A 19,591-nucleotide genomic window follows, 5' to 3' on the forward strand; every position below is an offset into this window, starting at 1 on the left:
CAGTGTTTTGCAACAGGAAAATAAAATGAAAAACTTTATAAATTAATTAATTAGGTCGATTGATTTGACCATTCATCTAAAAATGGAAGGAGGATTTAAAAAAGCTTACTTTCTTCCGCTTGTCACATAGTATGATCATAATTCATCATAGTTATTGGAATGATACATTTTTTCAATAAGATTAGATCAATGTCAGGCATAAAAAGTGTTTATTTTCTTGCAAAATTAGGTATCATCTCGCTCCTAGTTGAAAGATATAAACAAGTGTCTACACTAGATTCTAAAAAGCACCGAGTCAAACGACCGCAAGTCACCAGACTTATTTCTTTCACCCATATCAGAGATGGTAATTCGATATGAGCGTTACTTCCGTAAATCCTGCCGCTAATGCAACCAACGAATATTATCTGACTCGCCAAAGTCAGATGGAATCAAATGTTCGTAGTTATCCACGTAAATTACCGTTAGCGATAGCGAAAGCACAAGGCTGCTGGGTTACTGATGTTGAAGGTACAGAGTACCTTGATTGTTTAGCTGGGGCAGGAACATTGGCTTTGGGCCATAATCATCCTGCGGTGATTCAAAGTATTCAAGACACATTGGCAAGTGGTTTGCCATTGCATACTTTAGACTTAACGACTCCTTTAAAAGATGCGTTTACTGAAGCGCTTTTGGCTTATTTGCCTGGCGGTAAAGAAGAGTATTGCCTACAGTTCTGTGGTCCATCTGGTGCAGATGGTACAGAAGCAGCAATTAAATTAGCAAAAACCTATACGGGTCGTAGCACCGTGATTAGTTTCTCGGGTGGCTACCATGGTATGACGCACGGCGCGCTTGCAATGACAGGTAACCTGTCTGCCAAGAATGCGGTGAATGGCTTGATGCCAGGCGTTCAGTTCATGCCATACCCACACGAATATCGTTGCCCACTTGGTTTAGGTGGTGAAGCGGGTGTTGATGCTTTGACATATTTCTTTGAAAACTTCATTGAAGATGTTGAAAGCGGCGTAACCAAGCCGGCTGCTGTCATTCTTGAAGCGATTCAGGGTGAAGGCGGTGTGGTGACTGCACCTGTAAAATGGTTGCAAAAAATCCGTGAAGTGACTGAAAAGCACAACATCGTTTTAATCTTGGATGAAGTTCAAGCCGGTTTTGCACGTTCAGGCAAAATGTTTGCTTTTGAACACGCAGGAATCGAGCCTGATGTTGTGGTGATGTCTAAAGCAGTTGGTGGTAGCTTACCACTTGCAGTATTAGGTATTAAACGTAAGTTTGATGCTTGGCAGCCTGCGGGTCACACCGGTACTTTCCGTGGTAACCAGCTTGCAATGGGTACAGGTTTGGCATCACTGCAAGTGATCAAAGAACAAAACCTTGCTCAGAATGCGCAAGAACGTGGCGATTTCTTACAAGCTGAGTTGAAGAAACTTGCGCAAGAATTCCCATGTATTGGTAACGTGCGTGGTCGTGGTTTGATGATCGGTGTTGAGATCGTCGACGAACGTAAACCTGCGGATCATATGGGTTCATTGCCTGCTGATGCCCAATTGGCTGCTGCAATTCAGACAGCTTGTTTCAACAATAAACTATTGCTTGAAAAAGGTGGTCGTAACGGTACTGTTATTCGTTTGCTTTGCCCGTTGATTATCAATCAAGAAGAATGCGTAGAAGCAGTTGCTCGCTTCAAGAAAGCAGTTGCTGAAGCATTAAAAGCAGTACGAGGCTAATTCATGGTTGATTTTGCAGAACATCGTAAAGCGTTACTCTGCAATGATGCTCAATCCATTGCTGACTATCAGTCAGCAATGGGCGAGGCGGTAAATGCCGTTTCAGCATGGTTGCAAAATGACAAAATGTACACCGGTGGCAGCATCAAGGATTTGCGTGCAGCAATCTCTTTTGCACCTTCAAAAGAAGGCTTGGGTGTACAACAGTCATTACAACGTATGGTTGAGCTTTTCCTCAACAAAAGCTTGAAAGTACATCATCCACATTCACTGGCACATTTACACTGTCCAACCATGGTGATGAGCCAGATTGCGGAAGTGTTGATCAATGCAACCAACCAGTCGATGGACTCATGGGATCAAAGCCCAGCGGGTTCTTTGATGGAAGTACAGTTAATTGACTGGCTTCGTCAAAAAGTCGGTTATGGTGCAGGTCAGGCGGGTGTGTTCACTTCGGGTGGTACGCAATCTAACCTGATGGGCGTATTGCTGGCACGTGACTGGTGTATCTCGAAAAACTGGAAAGACGAAAATGGCAAGCCATGGTCAGTTCAGCGTGATGGGATCCCTGCAGATGCAATGAAAAACGTCAAAGTCATCTGTTCTGAAAATGCGCATTTCTCTGTGCAAAAGAACATGGCAATGATGGGCATGGGCTTCCAGTCGGTTGTGACTGTACCTGTAAATGAAAATGCCCAAATGGATGTCGATGCACTGGAAAAAACCATGGCGCATCTTCAGTCTGAAGGCAAAATCGTGGCCTGTGTGGTTGCGACTGCAGGTACCACAGATGCTGGTGCGATTGATCCACTCAAGAAAATCCGTGAAATTACCACCAAGTATGGTTCATGGATGCATATTGATGCAGCTTGGGGTGGTGCACTGATTCTTTCAAATGACCATCGTGCAATGCTGGATGGAATTGAATTATCAGACTCAATCACGCTTGATTTCCATAAGCATTATTTCCAGAGCATTAGCTGTGGCGCTTTCTTGTTGAAAGACGAAGCCAACTATCGCTTTATGCATTATGAGGCAGAGTATCTTAACTCTGCTTATGATGAAGAACACGGTGTACCTAACCTGGTATCTAAATCATTGCAAACGACCCGTCGTTTTGATGCATTGAAATTATGGATGACCGTTGAAGCATTAGGCGAAGAGCTGTATGGTTCAATGATTGATCATGGCGTGAAATTAACACGTGAAGTTGCTGATTATATTAAAGCAACAGCAGGTCTGGAATTGCTGGTTGAACCACAATTCGCTTCAGTCCTGTTCCGTGTGGTACCGGAAGCTTATCCTGCCGAATTTATCGATAGCTTGAACCAGAACGTTGCAGATGAACTGTTTGCACGTGGTGAAGCGAATATTGGTGTGACCAAAGTGGGCAATGTTCAATCATTGAAAATGACCACTTTAAGCCCGGTTGCAACGCTTGAAAACGTTCAGAACTTGCTTGCACTTGTGTTGGCAGAAGCGGATCGTATCAAGGATGCAATTGCTGCGGGCACTTATGTTCCGGCTATCGATTAATTGATCGATCATCCTGTAAAAAAGGCACCTCGGGTGCCTTTTTTATTGCTTAAAAATTTTCTTTATTAAGTTCTTGTGTTGGTTTTGCAATGTTTATGCACAAAATATGCATCTCGAATGCAAATCAGAAATAATTATGCATGAAGTGTGGATGGCAAATTTCATATTGTATTGATAGACCTTCAGTGTCTGTGATGCATTGATGTCATTCAGGATCGCGTTTACTTGACTTATATTCCAATCATAGACGCGAACAATAAAGCGGAAAAGACAGTTAAGATCAGGAAAAGAAATGCAACAAGTGAATATGCAAAACGAATTTAAACTTATTATTGACGGTCAATCTTGTTTAGGCGAACAAGGTGAACTTGAGATTATTAATCCTGCGACAGGCTCAGTGGTAGCACGTTGTGCCAAAGCTTCCGTTGCTCAGGTGAATCAAGCCATTGCTGCGGCAAAGCAGGCGTTTAAAAGCTGGCAGCGTTGTCCGCATGAAGAACGTAAAAATATACTCAACAAAATTGCCGATGGTATCGAAAAGCATGCTGAAACTTTGGCTGAGTTGGTGGTATTGGAACAGGGCAAGCCATTGGCATTGGCACAAATGGAAGTGCAGGGTGCGATTGGCTGGACCCGTTATACGGCTAGTCTGGACTTACCGGTTGATGTCCTGGAAGATAGCGAGCAGAAACGTATCGAGCGTCATTATCAACCCTTGGGTGTAGTGGCTTCAATCACACCATGGAACTGGCCTTTGATGATTGCTGTCTGGCATATCATGCCTGCCTTACGTGCAGGCAATGTGGTGATTAATAAGCCTTCTGAATTTACGCCTTTAGCCACTTTAAAACTATGTGAAATCATTCAGCAAGAAGTGCCGGCAGGGGTCATCTCGATCGTGGTTGGGGATGGCGAAATTGGTGAAGCACTCTCGACGCATCCGGACGTACACAAGGTGGTATTTACCGGTTCAACCAGAACAGGTCAACACATTATGTCCGGTGCGGTAAAGACCTTAAAACATTTAACACTAGAGCTTGGCGGTAATGATGCCGGGATCGTGTTGCCTGATTCGGATCTCGATCAGATTGCACAACGGATTTTCAACGTTGCATTTTTAAATGCTGGACAAACCTGTGCTGCTTTAAAACGTCTGTATGTGCATGAAAGCCAATATGATGCTTTAGCACAAAAACTTGCAGATATCGCCAATGCACAGATTGTAGGAGATGGCATGGCATCGGAGACCACTTTCGGGCCTGTGCAGAACCAGATGCAATACCAGAAGGTTAAAGCCTTGATTGCTGATGCTATTGCTCAGGGGGCGAACGCTCTATCGGGTGATCAGAGCTTACCTGAACAGGGTTATTTTATTGCCCCGACGATTTTAACTGATCTGGATGAAACATGCAGAGTGGTACAGGAAGAACAGTTTGGCCCCGTGTTGCCGATTCTGAAATATAACAGCATTGATGATGCTATCGCGCGTGCCAATGCCTGTGAGTTCGGCTTGGGTGGCTCGATCTGGTCAACTGATCTGAAAGCGGCACAATTCTATGCAGCACAACTTGAATGCGGCACCGTCTGGATCAATACCCATGCGGAAATTGTGCCGCATGCGCCTTTTGGTGGCTGGAAAATGTCGGGTGTTGGTGCTGAATTCGGTATGGAGGGATTACTGGAAAATACCATCGGGCAAACGCTGCATATCAATAAAGTTTAACTTTTTTAATATCTTAAGGCGGATTCAATATCCGCCTTTTTTGAGCCTCATTGTTTCTCGGCTTAGCTCGCTGGGTGGTAACTCGGGCTTTTGCCTTTGCTCATGAAATGATTCTGTTCCTTGATCTTTTTTAACACAATGTAAGATTTGATATGGCCAATAAAATGATAAGACAGCAGCCGCTCAGTCACAAACTGCGATAGCTGTTCCAGGTTTTCCGCCACTACTTTTAAAATAAAATCGGCATCACCACTAATTGAAAAGGCATCCTGAATATTGTCTTCTGCTTCAATTAACTCCTGAAAGGCTTGCTGTGACTTGGCTTCATGGATACGCAGGTTAATGTGAATCATCGCGGTGACTTCCAGACCTAAAGCCTGTTGGTGGATGCGTGCTGCATAACCCAGAATCACACCTTTCTGCTCCAGTAATTGTCGTCTTCTTGAACATTGAGATGCGGATAAACCGATTAAATCGCCAACTTCCTGATTGGTGAGCCGTCCATTCTTTTGTAATGCCTGAATGATTTGCCAGTCGAACTTATCCATTGCATAAAATCCTTTTATGATACACAAATATTGTATTTTTATTAAAATCCGTTTCCATTATGCACGAAATCTAAAACACAGATGAAATATTATTTTTCTATGGAATAAAAAATTGACTTGAAAGGATGTAGCGCAATGTTCATAGAAATCGGTGACTTTTTAAATCTTCGTCTAAAACAAATGGGTATCCTGCATCTCTTTGGTGTACCCGGTGATTTTAACCTGTCTTATCTCGAACAAGTAGAAGCAGACTCACAACTCAAATTTATTGGCAATTGTAATGAATTAAATGCGGCCTATGCCGCAGACGGCTATGCACGGATCAACGGTTTTGCTGCTTTGACAACGACTTATGGTGTGGGTGACTTAAGCGCGATTAATGGCATTGCCGGTGCTTATGCCGAAAATGTACCTGTGGTACATATCTCGGGAATTCCACCGTTGCATGTGGTTCAGAAGGGCACCTTGGTGCATCACACGCTGGTGGATGGCAATTATGACAATATCATGAACTGTATGAAAGAGTTCACCGTGGCACAAACCCGTTTGACGCCTGCCAATGCTGCATTTGAAATTGACCGTGTGTTACGTCAGTGTTTTATTGATCGTCGTCCAGTGCATATCCAGCTCCCTTCAGACATTACCCATGTCAAAATTGAAGTGACAGACCGTCCATTGGATTTATCCTATCCAGCGGTTGAGCCAGAGCTGCTACACAGTGCTGTGGCGAAACTATGTGAAGTGATCGGTGCTGCTCAACATCCTGCCTTGTTAATTGATAATGAAGCATCCGTATTTGGGGTGACTTCATTGCTGAATGATTTATCGCAAAAATGTTCGATTCCTTTTGCCAGCATGCTCACGGCAAAAAATATTATGGATGAAGGTTCACCCCGTTATGTGGGAACCTATGTGGGAGGCGCGAGTCAACCGCATGTCCGCAATACCATTGAACAATCCGACTGCCTGATTGGAATCGGCGTCCGTTTTTCCGATGTCGGTACGGGCGTGTTTACTCATCAGATCGCCACTCAACATTATATTGAAATCAAACCCTATGCCTTGACGATTTTTGGTCAGGATTATCCGGGAATTGAGATTGGACAGCTTCTGGTTGAACTGAATAAAAAAATTGCACCACGCAAACTCTCCAAGCCGATGCTGGAAAAACAACCTTCACCAGCAATTGATGTCCCTGAACAGCAAAAGCTGAGTCAGGATATTCTCTGGAATGCAGTGGCTAATTTTCTTAAAGAGGATGATGTCATTATCGGCGAGGTGGGGACTTCCAATTCTGCACTGGCAGGTTTAAAGCTCCCGGCAACGGCCAAATATATTGCCCAGCCACTATGGGGTTCGATCGGTTATACCTTGCCAGCCTTACTCGGCAGTTTGCTGGCGGCCCCGGAACGTCGTCAAATCCTGTTTATTGGTGATGGTTCATTCCAGCTAACCGTACAGGAACTTTCCACCATTATCCGTCATGATCTCAAGCCGATTATCTTCCTGTTGAATAATGGCGGCTATACCATTGAACGTTTGATCATGGGAGAAAATGCCGCTTATAACGATATTCAAAACTGGCACTATACCCAGATTCCTGGGGTATTTAATGGCAAGCATCAATATAAGAGCTGTGTGGTTGAAACTGCAGGTCAACTTAAACAGACCTTGGACAGTATCGAGCAATTTGATGGTCTGACTTTTATCGAATTAAAACTTCCCGCAATGGATGCACCACTGAGCCTGAAAAAATTTGCTTCGGTGATTGCGCGCTTTGACTATGGTGATCGCGGCTATGAAATTCTCAAACAACGCGCTCAGACCACGCCCTGTCAAAAAGTGATTTCTTTCTAGATCAGCGATCAGGCAGGAACAATCTTCAAATTTATAAATTGATAAGAAAGCGAACCAGATTCGAAGCCGGACTTTTGGCTTCGAATTTAACGCTGCATAAAGGTGTACAGGATGTGACACACACATTGGAGATAAGTGATGGATGTAGACAATAAACATGATTTAAAACAAGGTTTATCCAATCGGCATATACAGCTGATTGCATTAGGCGGTGCGGTTGGCACAGGCCTGTTTCTGGGTATCTCCCAGACCATTAAACTGGCGGGACCCTCGGTTCTGCTGGGGTATGCACTGGCTGGCGTGATTGCCTTTTTAATTATGCGTCATCTCGGTGAGATGGTGGTCGAGGAACCGGTCAGTGGTTCCTTTAGTTATTTTGCCAATAAATACTGGGGCCCAATGGCGGGCTTTATGTCGGGCTGGAATTACTGGGTACTCTATGTGCTGGTGAGTATGGCGGAACTGAGTGCAATCGGTACCTTTATACAATTCTGGTGGCCTGAACTGCCCACATGGATCACGGCCTTATTCTTTTTTATCCTGATTAACGGCATCAACCTGGTGAATGTCCGCTTCTTTGGCGAGTCCGAGTTCTTATTTTCCTGTATCAAGATCATTGCCATCCTGAGCATGATCGGTTTTGGATTCTATTTACTGGTCTCTGGCAGTGCAGGCCCACAAGCGAGTGTAGCCAATTTGTGGCAATACGGCGGATTTTTTCCGAATGGCATGCATGGCTTCATCATGTCGATGGCAGTGATCATGTTTGCTTTCGGGGGGCTTGAGCTAATCGGGATTACTGCGGCCGAGACCAAAAATCCAGATAAAACCATTCCTAAGGCGATAAACCAGATCGTATACCGGATCCTGATTTTTTATATCGGTGCGATTGGGGTATTGCTGTGTTTATTTCCATGGAATCAACTGGCGGAAGGAGGTAGTCCCTTTGTACTGATCTTCCAGTCCTTGGATAGTCATGGCGTCGCCAATGTGTTGAATTTTGTGGTACTGATTGCAGCAATTTCAGTCTATAACAGCTGTATTTATTGTAATAGCCGTATGTTGCATGGTCTGGCAATGCAGGGCAATGCACCTAAAATCCTGCAAAAGGTCAATCGCCGTGGTATTCCAATGGCGGCAGCCATAGTGTCTGCTTCCGTGACGGCACTTTGTGTGGTCGTGAATTACCTGATGCCAGGCAAAGCCTTCCAGTTTCTCATGATGCTGGTGGTGGCGGCGTTGGTGGTGAACTGGTTAATGATTTCCTGGACCCATCTTAAATTTAGAAAAGCCATGCAGCAGCAACAGCACATCACCAAGTTCAAAAGTATCTTAACGCCATGGAGTAATTACCTGACCATTGGTTTCATCTTTGCGATTTTACTGATCATGAGCCTCACACCTGATATGCGGCTTGCCGTAATGCTGGTGCCAATCTGGCTGGCAGTACTGGCATTGGTCTATGTGCTTAAGTATAAGAAGAAAGAAGTGTTGTCGACGCAAGCTCAGCCAAATATTTAAAACTGAGCCGATTTAAGCGTAAAGAAAAGGAGTTCAAATATGAACTCCTTTTTGTTTGCGGTAGGGCAGATCATGAGGCCATCAATTCAAAAGTCAGATTTTCCCCAAAGACCCGATTTTTCTGAATCGGGCGCTTATGTGGTGATGAGCTGTGCGATTAATCAGCAGAATGTGAGGGTGGTGATCGGCCATAGATGAGTCGTGTTCTATCTTCAATAGCTAGGGATAGACTTGAAAATGGCTAATGGAAAATAGTGGCGTGCTATTGTCAGCGCTAGCAACACCATCAAAAAGGCGGAAACTTATCCTGTACCAGATGAAGTTGTAGACCATGTTCCAAATAGGCTTTTAAACCATCTAATACAGTGGTAAAGCCACCGGTACTGTCAATAATAAACGCAATCAGCTCTTCACCTTGTAAAGGAATATTATAGTTGTGGATAGTGAGATAGGTCTGTGATTCATTGAGTGCCTCAAATTTAAAGTCCACGGTCGTGCTGGGTTCACCCCATTGAATCTGGATCAGTTCATTTGCAATGATGTTTGTCACTGTGACTTTTGTAGACAATTGGTATTTTTCCCATGTCCAGATCACGGTATGGCCTTGTTCAAGTTTAGCCGTAGATGAGCTAAACCAGAATTTTGAGGTGATTTCCGGATCAATAAAGGCTTGAAACACACTGGAGACCGGCTGACGAATCATCATTTGTGTTTCAATTGTGACAGGATTTGGCATTGCAGCTGTCCTTTTTTAGACGGAATTGTCATAAAACATATATAAACTAGCATTTTCACCCAAGATGCTTTTTGTTAAGTAAAGTGCTTTCTGTTTTTAAAAAGCATTTTAAATTAATCATTTATGTTTTTGTTCTCTACACTTTGTGACAAAGGTGAATGCTAAAATAAGAGTTTATGACTTATAAATTTCTAAAAACGAAGCGTTGAATATGACCATCACAAAAGCGTCATAAAGTTGTCACTTAATTGTCATATTATCTGCTCAAAATGCAGTTAACCAAAGTACAACACTTAACTTGAAAAGAGTTGTAAATCAAATTGCATAAATGAGAGAAAACAGAATGCGCTTAAATCCACGTCACATCGCAATTGCATTAGCTGTATCTGGGGCAACTGTAGCAACGACTGCAAATGCAGCTCGTGATACGATTCAAATTGCTGGTTCATCTACTGTATTACCGTTTGCAAGTATTGTTGCTGAAGAATTTGGCAACACCTTTCCTCAATTTAAAGCACCTGTTGTTGGCTCAGGCGGTACAGGTGGTGGTTTGAAACAATTCTGTCAAGGTGTTGGTGATAACACGATTGACATCGCAAATGCTTCTCGTCAAATCAAAGATTCAGAATTAGATGCATGTAAAAAATCTGGCGTAAACCAAGTCCAAGAAATCAAAGTGGGTTATGACGGCATCGTATTTGCATCAAATGTTAAAAAAGCGGCGTATAAATTAAAACCAGTGCATGTATTCACTGCATTATCTGCACAACTTCCTTCAAATGGTAAACTGGTTCCAAACCCATATACAACCTGGAATCAAATCGATAAATCATTACCAAATGAACCGATTACTTTGGTGATTCCAGCATCTAACCACGGTACACGTGAAGTGTTCCAGGAAAAAATGGTAGATGCAGGTTGTGAAGCATTTGATTACTACAAAGCTTTAAGCAAAGATGATCAAAAGAAAGCATGTTCAACTTTCCGTAAAGATGGCCGCGTGATTGAAATTGCGGGTGACTATACTGAAACTTTAGCACGCCTGAAAACGTCTCCAAATGCAGTGGGTGTGTTTGGTCTAGGTTTCTATGACTCAAACCGTGATAAATTACGTGTGGCAACAGTAAACGGCGTGACACCATCAGAGAAGACCGTTCTGGATGGTAGCTACCTGGTTTCTCGTCCATTATTCTTCTACGTGAAAGGCGAGCACTTGAAATCAATCAAAGGCTTACCACAGTACACAGAATTCTTCTTAAACAAGAAAATTTCTGGTAAAGGTTCTAAGTTAGAAAAAGCGGGCTTGATTCCTTTAAGTGATAAAGAGCGCGCAAAAATCCTGGCTGATTTTAAAGCGGGTAAATCAGTTAAGTAATATTGTGAAAAGGGAGGCTGGTGAGACTTAGGATCATCAGCCTTTTTGTCTAGCGAAGTTTTTTCAAATCATGAAAATTGAGAAAACAGTGGAGATTACATGAATCTGCTACTTATCGGTGTGTTATTAGCCCTTGTGGCAATTGCATATCAAATCGGGCTAAGTAAAAGCCGTAACCTAGCAGGTAAGGGAAATAACTCAGCAGCACTACATTCACGTCCAGGATATTATGGCGCGTTGGTTGCTTTGTGGTGTGGTATTCCTGCTTTTTTAATTTTGATTATTTGGAACTTGGTTGAACCCAGCGTTTTACAGCATATCATTTTCAATAATATCCCGGCCTCTGTCAGTGCCAATTTGGATGCCGCAGGACGTGATGTCCTGAGCAGTCGCGTACAGGCAATTGCATCGGGTTTCGGGGTTACAGACCAGCCAGCAGCATATGAAGTTGCAGCAGCGCAACAACTGGCAAAATTCCAGACCATTGGTTCTTTCGCAAAACTTGCAGTCGTGATCTGTGCCGGTTTAGCCGGATTAGTCTGGGCAAAACGTCATGTCAGCCAGCAATTCCGCGCCCGTAACCAGGTCGAAAAAGCCATCAATGTGGGGTTGATTCTGTGTTCAGGTGTGGCGATTTTAACCACGATTGGCATTGTATTATCGATGTTGAGAGAGGCATTACACTTCTTCCAGTTTGTCAGTCCAGTGGATTTCTTTTTTGGTACTGAATGGAACCCGGGTTTTAGCACCTCAGGAAATGCAGAGGGGAGCTACGGGATCTTGCCATTAATCTGGGGAACCCTGATGGTCAGTGGTATCGCCTTGTTGGTTGCGGTGCCAATTGGTTTACTGATTGCGATTTATCTGGCTGAATATGCTTCTCCACGATTACGTTCTTGGGCAAAGCCAACCATTGAAGTATTAGCAGGTATTCCGACCATTGTTTATGGTGTATTTGCCCTGATGATCATTGGTCCATTTTTCAAGCTGGTCGGTGAGAGTATCGGCGTTGATATCAATGCAACCAGTGCATTAACGGCTGGTTTCGTAATGGGCATCATGATTATCCCATTCGTTTCATCGTTATCTGATGACATCATTACTCAGGTGCCACGCTCATTACGTGATGGTTCTTTAGGCTTAGGGGCAACCAAGTCTGAAACCATTCGTCAGGTTGTGCTGCCTGCTGCCTTACCGGGAATTACCGGTGCATTCTTGCTAGCGGTATCGCGTGCGGTGGGTGAAACCATGATTGTGGTGCTTGCAGCAGGGAATAGCCCATTACTGCATGCCAACCCATTAGAAGCTGTTTCAACCGTCACCGTGACGATTGTGAAGCAGTTAACCGGAGATACCGATTTCGCCAGCCCGCAAGCATTGGTGGCCTTTGCCCTTGGTTTGACTTTGTTTGTGATCACTTTGGGTCTAAACATTATTGCACTGTACATCGTGCGTAAATATCGTGAGCAATACGAATGAGTTCATCAAATACATCATCTCCTCTGGATCAGAACGTATTTGATCCACAAGTGGCTGCTGAACAACGTGAACAGCGCAAAAGAAAAATCCAGAGCTCTTTGGCAAAGCGTCATCGTAAAGAAAAGACATTCCGCTTTGCAGGTTTCTCTGCGGTGGTGATTGGTCTGGCTTTTGTCGCCTTGCTGTTTGGCAGTATTCTGGCCAAAGGTTTACCTTCTTTCTGGCAAAGTAGCATTACTGTTCCGGTTTATTTTGATCCGGCTATTATCAATGTGGGTGCCAAACCAAAAGCAACGGCAGGGGAAACACCAGCACATTTTGAAGAGCGTATGGTCGCTTGGCAAACTGAAATGGGTATGGTGGATTGGGATGCCTTGATTGTGAATGGTATTGTCTCAAAAGATAAGGCGCTTGAAAGCCAGCGTGATTATTTGAGTAGCTTATACACCAGCTCTGAAGCTTATCGTTTGCGTGATATGGTGCTTAAAAATCCAGCATTAATTGGTAGCAAGAAAGAGATTAAATTCCTGGCAGATGCCAATGTGGATGTATGGTTAGCTGGCAATATTGATCGCTCATTACCGGATGACCAGCAACAGCTTGAACCTGAAGTACGTCAGCTTGCAGATAAATTAAAAGCAGAAGGCATTATTGACAGTACCTTTAATACCAACCTGTTTGTTAGCCCTGATTCACGTAGCTCGCCTGCGACCAGTGGTTTGGCAGGTGCCTTCATGGGTTCATTGTTCATGATGCTGATTGTAATCATCATCTCGATTCCAATTGGTGTGGCAAGTGCGATCTATCTTGAAGAGTTTGCACCAAAGAACATGATGACGGACATTATTGAAGTCAACATCAATAACCTGGCAGCGGTTCCTTCGATCGTGTTCGGTTTATTGGGCGCTGCAATCTTTATTGGCTGGATGCAACTACCATTATCCGCGCCTTTAGTTGGTGGTCTGGTCTTGAGTCTCATGACTTTACCGACCGTGATTATTACCACGCGTGCATCGTTAAAAGCTGTTCCACCTTCGATTCGACAGGCTGCTTTAGGTTTGGGCGCATCAAAAGTGCAAACCGTTTTCCATCATGTCTTGCCATTGGCTTTGCCAGGCATTATGACCGGTTCAATCATTGGTGTGGCACATGCACTGGGTGAAACCGCGCCATTGCTGTTGATCGGGATGAGTGCTTTCGTTGCAAGTGTACCGACTACACCTCTTGATCAGGCCACTGCATTGCCTGTTCAGGTTTATTTATGGCAAGGTAATGAATTACGTAACTTCTTTGAAGGACGTACCGCAGCAGCAATTATCGTGTTGCTTGCATTAATGATTAGTTTAAACAGCCTTGCAATCTGGCTCCGTAAGAAATTTGAAGTGCGTTGGTAATTGAGGAGAGTACAATGAATACGATTGATATTATGAACGCCGTAGAAAAGGATAAATCAGTGAATCCACAGCAAACAGAATTTACTTCAGCGGAAGGACAAGTTCAGCAATCGAACACTGCATTTGTTTCTCAGTTTGAAACGGCTGCTTCAAATAAAAAGCCAAAAGCAAGTGACGTAAAAATCAGTACCAAAGATGTTCATGTTTATTATGGTGAATCTGAGGCCATCAAGGGGATTGACCTGGATATTTACCAAAATGAAGTGATCGCCTTCATTGGTCCGTCAGGATGTGGTAAATCGACTTTCCTGCGTACCCTAAACCGTATGAATGACACGATTGATAGCTGTCGTGTAACCGGTAAGGTGACACTCGATAATCAGGATATCTATGATCCAAACCTGGACGTGGTATTACTTCGTGCACAAGTCGGGATGGTGTTCCAGAAGCCGAACCCATTTCCAAAATCAATTTTTGACAATGTGGCGTATGGCCCGAAATTGCATGGCTTGGCACGTGACAAATATGATCTGGAAGAAATCGTAGAAAACAGCTTGCGTAAAGCGGGTTTATGGGATGAAGTCAAAGATCGTTTAAGTCAGCCGGGTACGGGTTTATCGGGTGGTCAGCAGCAACGTTTATGTATTGCTCGTACCATTGCGGTGAGTCCGGAAGTGATTTTGATGGATGAACCCTGTTCAGCACTTGATCCAATTGCAACGGCAAAGATTGAAGAGCTGATTTCGGAACTGTCAGAGCAATATACCATTGCAATCGTCACCCACTCGATGCAACAGGCGGCGCGTGTATCGGATCGTACGGCATACTTCCATTTGGGTGACCTGATTGAAGTCAACTCAACCGAGAAAGTATTTACCCAACCTGACCATCAGTTGACTGAAGCCTATATTACCGGCCGTTTCGGTTAAGCAAATCCAGATCAATCAAAGAGCCTACGGGCTCTTTTTTTATTATATAAATGAAAATGAATCTATTTTGCAAATTCACTATTGAATTTTTATTCAGCAGGCCACATCTTAGATGGATAAAGCCGAACTTATAGAGCACTTACTGTATGTTATTCCATTTACCCAAATTTCCCGCTGAAATTCGTATTAGTCATCTCAATGCGCGTGTGAATGAACAAAGAAAAAAAATTGCACAAACAACAGCGTCTCGTCTGGAATTACTGCAACTGGTTCAGCAACTTGCCAAAGAAGCAAAAGTGCGCCGCAAGAATGATCAAAAGATTTACGTGCTCGATTTTAAAGGCGATGTACAAGCTTCTGCTGTGGATACCATTCGCGAAGAAATCACTTTAATCTTGGCAACAGCAAAAGCTGGGCATGATCGCGTCGTTGTCCGTCTGGAAAGTCCGGGTGGCATGGTGCATGGTTATGGGCTGGCAGCAGCGCAACTGGTGCGTTTACGCGATGCTGGCTTTCATGTCACGATCTGTGTAGATAAAGTTGCGGCAAGTGGTGGCTATATGATGGCGTGTATTGCCAATGAAATCATCTCGGCACCATTTGCAGTGGTAGGTTCAATTGGGGTTGTTGCCCAAGTTCCTAACTTCAATCGTTTGTTAAAACAACACAATGTTGATTTTGAACTGTACACCGCAGGCGAATACAAACGTACCGTCACCATGTTTGGTGAAAACACCCCAGAAGGGAAGGCGAAGTTCGAAGAAGAACTCCAGCAAACCCATGCCTTATTTAAACACTTTGTCGAGAAATATCGTCCTCAACTGGATGTTACAAAAGTGGCAACGGGTGAGCACTGGTATGGTGAAGATGCCCGCGAACTCAATTTGGTTGATACGTTGCAGACCTCAGATGAATACTTACTGAGCCTGTTGCCAAAACATGATATCTATGTGATTAACACGCGCAAACGCCCAACATTTGGCGAAAAGCTGGGCCTACAAGCTGCGCAAATGGCTGAGAGTTTAATTCCAGCGGTAATGGGTAAAATTACGGATGGTCTTGCGAAAGCAAATAGTACGCTTGTACAAATGCGTGATCCAAAATTCTAATTCAGCTCTACTTAAAGAAACCAGCCAGATCAGGCTGGTTTTTTTATATTGACTCAAAATAGGGATCATTTTTACAGCTTTATTTTTGAACATATGGTCAATTAAAATTAAACAGAACAAAAGCGGTTGAATAGATTGTTGTTCAGAGAATGTTTTGATATTTTAAGTGCAGATGAATTACTTAATTATTCATTAATCGACAAATAGATAAAAATATAATTGATAAGTGAGCATAAAAATGACAAGAGTTGTCGTTTCTTCGAAGAAAAATTCGAATATTTTACAAGATGGACAAATGAAAGCGGTCATTCTCGATCAGCCGTCGATTGTCCAGATTGGTGTAAATCAGGACGATATCAAATCTATTATGAAACAAGGTAATGATCTTGTCATTACGCTAAAAAACGGTGAAAAAATCATTCTTAGTGATTTTTATACTGATGCAAATGTCACTGAACATACTTTGGCTTTTCCTGAACAAGACGGTAGCTATAGCATTGCCCAGTTCGATGATTCAGGCCAGTTCGTGCGTTATGTGCCCACCACTCAATTGACTCAGTTTGCCTATACGCAGCCGCCTTCACAGACGATAGCGACGTCAGATGGTGCAGAAGACTTGGGCATTACCAAATCTCAGTTGCTCAAAGCTGGATTGGTGGCCTTGGCGGCAGAAGGATTATATTTACTGGCGGTCAAAGATGATGATGACGATAAAAAGGCTGAAACACCTAAAGAGGTTGATCGAACACCGCCAGTCGTTAAGGCTGTAATAGATACCAAGGACTCACAAACAATCACCGTCAAAACTGAAGCAAATGCTGCAATTAAAATCGTCGATAAAAACGGGAAAATCCTTGCAACTGGACAAGCCGATGCTCAGGGAAACTATACCTTTAAATTAACTGATCCTTTACCGGCTGGTGAAAAGGTGACTGTAACCGCAACAGATGCTGCAGGTAATTCAGCAAGTAATGAGGTTGTGGGAAATAAAGATGTCACTGCACCGGATGCGCCTACTGCCCAGCTTAATGCCGATGGCACCATTGTCACCGGTAAGACAGAGGCCAATGCCAAAGTCTCGATTTATGATGCCGATGGTAAACTGCTTGGTACGGTTGTTGCCAATAAACAGGGACTGTATTCGATTAAGGTTTCACCTCCGTTAACCAGCGACAAGGGCGGAACTGTTGTTGCGGAAGATAAGGAAGGCAACAAGTCAGAACCTTCAAAAGTATTTGCCGGTAAGGATACGGTTGCACCTGAGCAACCGACCGTTGACGTGAATAAAGAAGGGACTTCAATCGTAGGGCGGGCAGAAGCCAATAGCAAAGTTGTGATCAAAGATGCTGATGGTAAGGTGATTGGAAGTGGCACTACAGATGCACAAGGTAAATTCCAGATCACCTTGTCACCTGCTTTAGGTGCCGATAAAAAGGGATCCATTGTACTGGAAGATGCAGCTGGCAACGTCTCAAAACCCCTTGAAATCACCGCTGGTAAAGACACTATCGCACCAGACAAAGCTGCTGCCCAGATCAATGCTGCAGGTGATACGGTTACCGGTACTGCCGAAGCGAATAGTAAAATTGAAATTAAAGGCCCGGATGGCAAAACGATCGGGACAGGCACGGTTGGAGCCGATGGGAAGTTTAGCATCACTGTCTCTCCTGCGTTAACCGATAAAAATATGGGTAAAGTATATGTGATTGATGCGGCTGGTAATCGTTCGGATGCCACTGACGTACTGGGCGCAAAAGATACCATTGCACCGAATAAACCGATCTTGCAAACAGTGACTGATGATGTAGGACCGGTCAAAGGAGCCATTGCTGCGGGGGCAAATACCGATGATACCAAGCCGACACTATCGGGCATTGGTGAAGCAAAAGCGGTGCTGACGATTTATGATAATGGACAGCCGGTAGGTACGGTAACCGTAGGGGACAATGGCAAATGGAGTTTTAACTTTAGCCAAGAACTGGGATTAGGTGCACATAAGATCACATTAACTCAAACGGATGCTGCGGGTAATATCAGTGAAATGAGTGATGGATTTAGTTTTAATGTGGTTGCCCCAACCGCTACAACATCACTGCAAAGCGAAGCTTCGGAATCTGCTGTGGCTCAGGCTTCACTGGTTGATTCCATTGATCTGGATGCTTTTCAAAGCAAACAGATTACGGTCTCGCCTTCATCTTCGGCAGAAAAATTAAATCTTAGTGAATTGTTGTCTGCTTCTGAGCAGTCAAGCAGTCAGGTGGACGATGTCTTAAATCAAGTTATTTCAACTCAAACACCATCGACTGCTGCGAGCTCTAGCAGTCATAATGTTGAAAATTTTGATTTTGCCCAGACCATCAAGGCAGGACCTTTTGACCAGCTGGATGTATTGCAGCACTCGATTATTTAATCAAACTATAAAACAAGTAAAACGCTTATTTTTCAATAAGCGTTTTTTGTTTTCCGAGCTGAATAATTCCGGTCAGGATTGCTCCAAGGGTGGCCAGAAACATATCTTTATGTGCATCCCACATATCGCCTTGCTGACCATTATAGTTTTCTGCATCTTCAGGGGATAACCCGATGGAAAGTCCCCATTCAAGTAACTCATAAAAGACGCTGGAGGCCATCACGAACTGGATCACGAGCAGGAACAGCATAAAGGGTTTGGCTGTGGGTAAGCAGACCTGAAAGCAGCGATAGATAAACGGATAAAGCAATAGTCCATAGGCAAAATGAACCAGCCGATCATACATGTTGCGTGACCAGCCCATAGTTTGATTTAAATCAAAGTTGAAAAAGTAGAGGATCCATTGGTTATAAGGGACATAGGAATAAAGGTAATGTGCACCAATAATATGGATCAACAGAAAGGCTAAATATAAACAGAAACTGAAATAACTCAGTCCGATTCTTTTAAATGCCACCAGCAGGGCAATCAACATAAAAAGTGTACCTGCTTGATGTAACAGGTACGATTCAAATTCAAGTGGATCAATACTTGCAATGGTGACGGCGACTACGATCAGCGCCAGTGCCAGATAATGTTTTAAAGTAAATTGTTTTTCGATCATGTCACGTCCTAAACGCGATCAGGAAAAGCGTATTCCCCTTACTCTGTAGAAGCTACAGCAATCGGTTCTTTTGTTGTAGATATACCGCCAAGTGCCTGACACGCTTGTATATATAATTGATATTTTTGTTGTACAACTTCATCGAGGGGAATGTCAAAGAGATCTTCACCATTTTTATACTGTTCAATATAGGATGCAGCCTTTTCTTTGTTGGCAGCCAAGGATTGTTGATAAAAAGTTGAAATTGAAGAAGTCGCTAACTCACTGGATTCAATATTATGACATTGAAAATTTTGTAAGACCTTCTCGGCACGCTTGACCTCGCTTGATTTTCCAAAGATACAACCGGTTAAGCTTAAGGTGGCGAGAAATACGTACAAAAGTTTCATGATCGATAAAAGTGAGAGTTTGAAGACGGCTATTATTGTATAGAAGTTTAGTTTTATAAATTAAATATTTATGTCTAACAGAATAAAAATTAAAAAAAATGATACATCTTTTGCATGATTTCGCTATAGCAAAAAACGGCAGTATTGAAATAGGGACTGATACAAGGGGGGGAGATGAGATAACATTGATCGAT

Annotated in this window: 15 protein-coding genes; 11 read left to right on the forward strand and 4 right to left on the reverse strand. The window is 43.4% G+C overall.

Annotated features, from left to right (window positions below; all coding sequences use genetic code 11):
- Positions 1-356: 356 nt before the first annotated feature.
- The 3 genes from ACNQO6_RS13335 to ACNQO6_RS13345 all read left to right on the forward strand — a co-directional run bounded on the left by ACNQO6_RS13335 (position 357) and on the right by ACNQO6_RS13345 (position 4,986).
- Positions 357-1,727 carry a diaminobutyrate--2-oxoglutarate transaminase gene (locus ACNQO6_RS13335; RefSeq protein ID WP_440209280.1) on the forward strand — a complete coding sequence of 457 codons (1,371 nt, stop codon included), beginning with the start codon at positions 357-359 and terminating at the stop codon, positions 1,725-1,727.
- A gap of 3 nt (positions 1,728-1,730) precedes the next feature.
- Entirely contained in the window at positions 1,731-3,263 is a 1,533-nt protein-coding gene (locus ACNQO6_RS13340; protein WP_343580802.1) for a pyridoxal phosphate-dependent decarboxylase family protein, read from the forward strand.
- A gap of 292 nt (positions 3,264-3,555) precedes the next feature.
- Entirely contained in the window at positions 3,556-4,986 is a 1,431-nt protein-coding gene (locus ACNQO6_RS13345; RefSeq protein WP_440209281.1) for an aldehyde dehydrogenase family protein, read from the forward strand.
- Between the two features lie 62 nt (positions 4,987-5,048).
- Here ACNQO6_RS13345 and ACNQO6_RS13350 read toward each other — a convergent pair whose 3' ends face one another.
- The gene (locus ACNQO6_RS13350) at positions 5,049-5,534 is read right to left on the reverse strand and encodes an Lrp/AsnC family transcriptional regulator (protein ID WP_009511442.1); all 486 of its coding nucleotides are present in this window, start codon (positions 5,532-5,534) and stop codon (positions 5,049-5,051) included.
- Positions 5,535-5,669: 135 nt separating this feature from the next.
- On the opposite strand from ACNQO6_RS13350, the gene ACNQO6_RS13355 reads away from it, so the two are divergent.
- Complete coding sequence (locus ACNQO6_RS13355; RefSeq protein WP_440209282.1) at positions 5,670-7,391, forward strand: alpha-keto acid decarboxylase family protein; 1,722 nt, start codon at positions 5,670-5,672, stop codon at positions 7,389-7,391.
- Positions 7,392-7,529: 138 nt separating this feature from the next.
- Positions 7,530-8,912 carry an amino acid permease gene (locus tag ACNQO6_RS13360; RefSeq protein ID WP_343580798.1) on the forward strand — a complete coding sequence of 461 codons (1,383 nt, stop codon included), beginning with the start codon at positions 7,530-7,532 and terminating at the stop codon, positions 8,910-8,912.
- Between the two features lie 286 nt (positions 8,913-9,198).
- Here the strand turns inward: ACNQO6_RS13360 and ACNQO6_RS13365 are convergent, their stop codons facing one another.
- A complete protein-coding gene (locus ACNQO6_RS13365) occupies positions 9,199-9,648 on the reverse strand; it encodes an SRPBCC family protein (RefSeq protein WP_440209283.1) in 450 nt (149 codons plus the stop codon).
- Between the two features lie 343 nt (positions 9,649-9,991).
- Here ACNQO6_RS13365 and ACNQO6_RS13370 point away from each other — a divergent pair, with 343 nt between their 5' ends.
- The 6 genes from ACNQO6_RS13370 to blp2 all read left to right on the forward strand — a co-directional run bounded on the left by ACNQO6_RS13370 (position 9,992) and on the right by blp2 (position 18,344).
- On the forward strand, positions 9,992-11,023 hold the full coding sequence (locus tag ACNQO6_RS13370; protein WP_343580796.1) for a substrate-binding domain-containing protein: 1,032 nt from the start codon (positions 9,992-9,994) through the stop codon (positions 11,021-11,023).
- 99 nt (positions 11,024-11,122) lie between these two features.
- Positions 11,123-12,502, forward strand: a complete 1,380-nt coding sequence (gene pstC, locus ACNQO6_RS13375; protein WP_032882923.1) for a phosphate ABC transporter permease subunit PstC — start codon at positions 11,123-11,125, stop codon at positions 12,500-12,502.
- Positions 12,499-13,896 carry a phosphate ABC transporter permease PstA gene (pstA, locus tag ACNQO6_RS13380; RefSeq protein WP_440209284.1) on the forward strand — a complete coding sequence of 466 codons (1,398 nt, stop codon included), beginning with the start codon at positions 12,499-12,501 and terminating at the stop codon, positions 13,894-13,896. The genes pstC and pstA overlap by 4 nt, the downstream gene beginning before the upstream one ends.
- Before the next feature lie 14 nt (positions 13,897-13,910).
- A complete protein-coding gene (gene pstB / locus ACNQO6_RS13385; protein WP_312056639.1) occupies positions 13,911-14,825 on the forward strand; it encodes a phosphate ABC transporter ATP-binding protein PstB in 915 nt (304 codons plus the stop codon).
- A gap of 146 nt (positions 14,826-14,971) precedes the next feature.
- Positions 14,972-15,934, forward strand: coding sequence for a protease SohB (gene sohB, locus ACNQO6_RS13390; protein WP_343580791.1), 963 nt, complete (start codon positions 14,972-14,974; stop codon positions 15,932-15,934).
- A gap of 238 nt (positions 15,935-16,172) precedes the next feature.
- A complete protein-coding gene (gene blp2, locus ACNQO6_RS13395) occupies positions 16,173-18,344 on the forward strand; it encodes an Ig-like repeat protein Blp2 (protein ID WP_440209285.1) in 2,172 nt (723 codons plus the stop codon).
- Positions 18,345-18,369: 25 nt separating this feature from the next.
- Here blp2 and ACNQO6_RS13400 read toward each other — a convergent pair whose 3' ends face one another.
- Together ACNQO6_RS13400 and ACNQO6_RS13405 are read right to left on the reverse strand one after the other, a co-directional pair.
- The gene (locus ACNQO6_RS13400) at positions 18,370-19,008 is read right to left on the reverse strand and encodes a DUF2238 domain-containing protein (RefSeq protein ID WP_440209286.1); all 639 of its coding nucleotides are present in this window, start codon (positions 19,006-19,008) and stop codon (positions 18,370-18,372) included.
- Between the two features lie 38 nt (positions 19,009-19,046).
- Positions 19,047-19,397, reverse strand: coding sequence for a hypothetical protein (locus ACNQO6_RS13405; protein WP_262754921.1), 351 nt, complete (start codon positions 19,395-19,397; stop codon positions 19,047-19,049).
- Positions 19,398-19,591: the final 194 nt, after the last annotated feature.

This window comes from Acinetobacter calcoaceticus, assembly GCF_051947995.1.
Taxonomy (GTDB): domain Bacteria; phylum Pseudomonadota; class Gammaproteobacteria; order Pseudomonadales; family Moraxellaceae; genus Acinetobacter.